This is a genomic window from Desulfovibrio sp. 6_1_46AFAA, assembly GCF_000224635.1.
GTDB lineage: Bacteria > Desulfobacterota > Desulfovibrionia > Desulfovibrionales > Desulfovibrionaceae > Desulfovibrio > Desulfovibrio fairfieldensis.
On record NZ_JH114301.1, the window covers coordinates 63,790 to 69,254 of the forward strand.

Sequence of the window (5,465 nt, forward strand, 5' to 3'; positions counted from 1 at the left end):
GTAAGTAACGTAACGTAACGTACGTACGTCGTCGTCGTCGTCGTCGTCTCTCTCTCTCTCTCTCTCTCTCTCTCTCTCTCTCTCTCTCTCTCTCTCTCTCTCTCTGCCGCAACAAAGCGCTTCGCAAGCCAAAGGCTGACCGGCGTCACAGTGGTGTAAGGAAAGAGCTTGTTTCGTTATCTGTCTCATGACACTCCTGAGCGTGGCGGACAGCTTTGAGCGCTGCCAGGCACGGACCAACGGCCTGAAATATCATTTTTTCTGATTTCCGGGTTTATCGCCCGAAATACCGTTATCCACACTTCCGCCGCCGCTCTTGTGCGGCCCGTTTTGGACGCGCTCAAGGAATGGCGTATGGTTACAACTGTATATCGTGAAAATGTGAACTATCTTTAGTACAAAATGTAATATTTGTAAAATAAAGTAAAAAACAGAAAAATCGCATAAATTTATTATAATATATTTCAAATGGTTATCATAATGTTTATCTGGGATAGAAATTTGGCCCTTCGAGGAATTAATTATTATATTTCGTAAATTAAGCGGATATAAAAATAAGAAGGGCGCTCCGCCGACTGTTGCGGAGCGCCCTTCTTAACAGCCGGAAGAGGAGATCCGGCCGCCATATTGAACTCGTTATGCTTTTTTCAGCTCCTGGATCAGATTGGTCAGGCTCTGTGCCTGGGCGGCCAGATCGGACACGGCTTTGGCGGCTTCGGCCATAGCCTCGGCGGTCTGTTTAGCCATGTCGTTGACCTGGACGATGGAGTGGTTGATCTCTTCGGAAGCGGCGGACTGTTCCTCGCTGGCCGTGGCAATGGCGTTGACCTGGTCCGCCGTGAGTTCCACGGTTGACACTATCTCCTCCAGAGCCTGGCCGGAGCGGCCGGCAAGTTCCGTGGCTTCGCCGATGCGCTCCACGGCCTGGTCCACGCCGCCCATGCTTTTGGCCGTGCTCTCCTGGATGGCCTTGATGGCATTGCCTACGTCATTGGTGGAAGCCATGGTCTTTTCAGCCAGTTTGCGCACCTCGTCGGCCACCACGGCAAAGCCGCGCCCGGCGTCGCCCGCGCGGGCCGCTTCAATGGCCGCGTTCAGGGCCAGCAGGTTTGTCTGGTCCGCGATGTCCGAGATCACGGCCATAATCCTGGTGATGTCCTGGGCGTGCGCGTTAAGTTGGGCCATATCGCTCTTGAGTTCCAGGGACATCTGATGGACCTGCCCGATGCTCTGCACGGCCTTTTCCACCACCTGGGCTCCGGCCTCGGCTTTTTCCTTGGTTTCGGCCGAGGCAGTGGAGGCCGCCCCCGCGTTTTTGGCGACTTCCTGAACAGTGGCGTTCATTTCATTCATGGCCGTGGCCGCTTCTGCCAGGCGTTGCGCGGCCTCGCTCGCACCCTGGTCGGACTGTTCGATCTGGGCGGAAAGCTGGGTGGAAGCGGAGGAAACCACATTGCCCACGGTTTCCAGTTTGTCGGCGGCCACCAGCATGGCCTGGCTTTTGGTCCGTGCCTCCTGCCCGGCTTTTTCGGCCTGGCGCATGGCTACCAGGGCCTTCCGGGACTGCTCCTCGGCTTCCTGGGATTTTTTCTCGGCGTCGTTGATCTTTTCGTTCAGGGCATCGACCATACTGTCCAGGGCCACGGAGAGCTGGCCGATTTCATCCTTGCGGTCCAGCGCCAGACGCTGGTCCAGGCGCCCCCCGGCCACGTCCTGGGCGAAGCGCAGGGCTTGGGCCACGGGCCTGGTGATGGAACGGGTCAGGGCAATGCCGATGCCCAGGGTGAGCAGCAGGGTGACGAGGCAGATGATCAGGGTTACCCGCGACGCATTGCCCGCGGCTGTGGAAACCCGCTCCAGGGCCTTGTTCTGGAGGGAGGCGGCGGTGTCGGCGATCTCGCCGATAAGCCGCAGCGCTTCTTCACGGGCCGGACCGCGCGCCTTGGTCAGTTCTTCCTGCTGAGCCCAGAGGGTCTGCATTTTGTTCTGCACTTCCCGGAAATCCACAATACCGGCACGCGCCTGCTTCAATATCTCCTGCGGCTTGGGATAGATGAGTCGCGCCGCCAGTTCGTCCACGCGTTTGAGCAGGGTCGGGAATCTCGCGGACACATTGTCCAGGGAATAGCTCCGGTTTCCATCGGCGAGGCCGCGCAGCATGCTCGCGCGGATGATGTTGACATCGTCCAGGATGCCGTTGGCCTCCCGGATCAGAGGCGTCACCCTGAGGAGTTCCGAGAGGTTCTGCTCTTCCAGGCCCTTGTTCTGTACCGCGCTCTGTACGCTGACGAATTCTTCCACGAGCTTGAGCACGCCGGATTCCGCGGCTTCCAGCGAAGCGCGCAGGCCTATGAAGGTCTCATTGGTGTCGTGCGAATCCCGGAGGGTTTTTTCCAACCGTTCGTAAGATGCCTGGGCCTGAACAGTGCGCCCGGCGTTCAGGTGCGGATATTTCGCCAGCAGGGCCTCCATGTCGGCAAAATTTTTGCGCACGTCGGCGAACACGCTCTCCAGCCTGGCATAGGGCTCATTCTGGCCGGAGAGCAGGTATTCGTTCATCAGCGACGGAATGAGCTTGATATCGTCGTTGAGTTTGGCGGCGATATTCTGCTGGGGCAGATATTCCTCTGTGATGTTTTGCAGTTGGTCATCCACCTGTCCCAGCAGGGATGATGAGAGGACGCTGAGCACGACGATCAACGTAATGATCGTGCCGAGGCCCAGGGCCATTTTCAGCCAGATTTTACAATTTTTCATTGAAATTCCCCGAGTTGCGAAGTCGTTCTTCGCGGTACGGCACGGACGGCGCGGAGAGAAAAAACAGCGTCGGCGGCGTTCCCGCTGGACGCCGCGCTTTCTCACGCACAGCCGGGCGTTTTCAGGCTTGCTCCCGACTCCTGGGTCAGGTCCGCGCGGGCATGCCTTGGTGGGCGGTTTTGGCGGAACACGAATATTGCCATGCCGTTTCTGTTGAGGGCAGGATTACCGCTTCATGCATCTCCTTTTGACCTTGCAGAGTGGTCGGGGTGCGGTGTGGCGGCCGGTGAAAAAGACCGGCCGTAAAATAAAAAAAGGGTTGCATCCCCCCGGCATGGGGAATGCAATCCTTTAAGGAATATACGGAAGAGGGCTTGCGTCGCTTGCGGCTCTCTCGCCTCGAGAGAGAAAAAAGCTCACGGCCCGAGGTGACCGTCAGGCACACGAAAAAACCGGCAATACATGACTCATTCATAATGATCCCATCCAAAGCCGGAGAATTTTCCTGTGCTCGTGACTATGCGGCAAACGCCGCGCAATCCTCGCTCTTTTTTTGTCGATTTATCGCGGGTTGAACGCGGAAGCAAGGGAAATTTTTTAATATGTTAAGAATACATTTTTGTTTGGATTTCGTGAAAACAACCCCGCCAAAATGAAGACGGGCGTCAATGACGCCCGGCCTGTGAGCGGCGCACCCCGCTGTCCACGTCAGAGTGCGCCGCAGGGCACGCACTGACTGTCCACACGCGCCCGCGTGCGGCCGGGGTGAAGATGCGCTGCCCCCGGCCGCAACAGTGTTGTTATGCTTCTTTCAATTCCTGGATCAGATTGGTCAGGCCCTGGGCCTGGGCGGCCAGATCGGACACGGCCTTGGCGGCTTCGGCCATGGCCTCGGCGGTCTGGCGGGACATGTCGTTGACCTGGACAATGGACTGGTTGATTTCCTCGCTGGCGGCGGACTGCTCCTCGCTGGCCGTGGCAATGGCATTGACCTGGTCCGCCGTGGCTTCAACGGTGGCGACGATTTCTTCCAGGGCCGCGCCGGATTGCCCGGCAAGCTCCGTGGCTTCGCCGATGCGTTCCACGGCATTGTCCACGCCTTCCATGCTCTTGGCCGTACTTTCCTGGATGGCCTTGATGGCGTTGCCCACGTCATTGGTGGAGGCCATGGTTTTTTCCGCCAGCTTGCGCACTTCGTCGGCCACCACGGCGAAACCGCGCCCGGCCTCGCCCGCGCGGGCGGCCTCAATGGCGGCATTCAGCGCCAGAAGGTTGGTCTGGTCCGCGATGTCCGAGATCACGCCCATAATCCGGGTGATGTCCTGGGCGTGCTCGTTGAGCTGGACCATGTCGCTCTTGAGTTCCAGGGACATCTGATGGACTTGCCCAATGCTCTGCACGGCCTTTTCCACCACCTGGGACCCGGCCTCGGCTTTCTGCTTGGTATCGGCGGAAGCGGCGGAGGCGGAACCGGCGTTCTTGGCGACTTCCTGGACAGTGGCGTTCATTTCGTTCATGGCCGTGGCCGCCTCGGACAGGCGCTGGGCGGATTCGGCCGCGCCCCGGTCGGATTGTTCGATCTGGGCGGAAAGCTCGGTGGAGGCGGAGGAGACCACGCTGCCCACCTGTTCCAGCTTGTCGGCGGCCACAAGCATGGCCTCGGTTTTGGCCTGGGCTTCCTGGCTCGCGGCCTCGGCCTGGGCCATGGCCTCCTGGGCTTTGGCGGATTGCTCCCTGGCGTTCTCCGACTCGCGCCGGGCGTTTTCAATATGCTGCTTCAGGGCGTTGACCATCTCCACAATGGCCCCGTAGACGCCCAGCTTTTTGCCGCCGTCGTCAATATTGTAGTCGCCCTCCACCACGCGGTGAGCGATGCCGTTGAGTTCGCCGGGGTCTTTGCCCAACTGGCGAATGGTATTGCGCACCAGCAGCAGGGTCAGGATGACGGCAATCAGAATGGCCGCCACGATCAAAATAATGCCGGTCAGCCGCGAGTTGCCGTACATGACGTCGGCGTCATCGTTGACCTGCTTGACCTGTTGCCTGATGGCGTTGATGGTGTTGTCCAAAGCCGTGCTCATCAGATTGTACTGCTTGAAGGATTCCCCGAGCAGCAGCGTGACGGCCTGTTCCGTATGCAGCCCCCGCGAAAGTTCAAGCACTTTTTGGGATTCTTCGCGGTATTTTTGCCGGGCCGCCAGATAGGTCTGGAAAATCTCTCTGGTCCGGGGGGTGATGATCATGTTCTCGCTCTTCTGGACCCCGTCGGCGATGACTTTCATCCACTTCTGCTGTTGCTTTTCATACTCCCGCATTCGCGCGGGGTCTGTGGCGTAAATATGCAGCACTTCGGCCAGGCGGTATTCCGAGGCGGCGTTATTGATGACGCCCATCTGTTCCACCAGCGGCATCTGGCGCTGGCTCATCCCCGTCGCAACGTCATTGACTTTGGACATCTGCATAATCAGGTAGATGCCCAGAACAGCCATGAGGGCGGCCAGCGCGCCCATGCTCACGGCGATTTTTACCGACAGTTTCATTTTTTTCTGCCTCCAGGTGAAATGGTTGGGACGCCAGGGACGTTTGGCGGGAAAAGAGGCGCCAAAAAAAGAAGCCGCCGCCTATGGACAAAATACCCATAGGCGACGGCTTCTCCCATTGGAGAAAATATCTCTACCCGCGAAGAAAACGGTTACTCTCTCTCTCTC

2 protein-coding genes are annotated in these 5,465 nt (G+C 58.4%); both read right to left on the minus strand.

The features are described 5' to 3' along the window. Positions 1-636: 636 nt before the first annotated feature. On the minus strand, positions 637-2,757 hold the full coding sequence (locus HMPREF1022_RS03735; RefSeq protein WP_009301959.1) for a methyl-accepting chemotaxis protein: 2,121 nt from the start codon (positions 2,755-2,757) through the stop codon (positions 637-639). A gap of 800 nt (positions 2,758-3,557) precedes the next feature. Further along, positions 3,558-5,297, minus strand: a complete 1,740-nt coding sequence (locus HMPREF1022_RS03740) for a methyl-accepting chemotaxis protein (protein ID WP_009301960.1) — start codon at positions 5,295-5,297, stop codon at positions 3,558-3,560. Between the last annotated feature and the right edge of the window lie 168 nt (positions 5,298-5,465).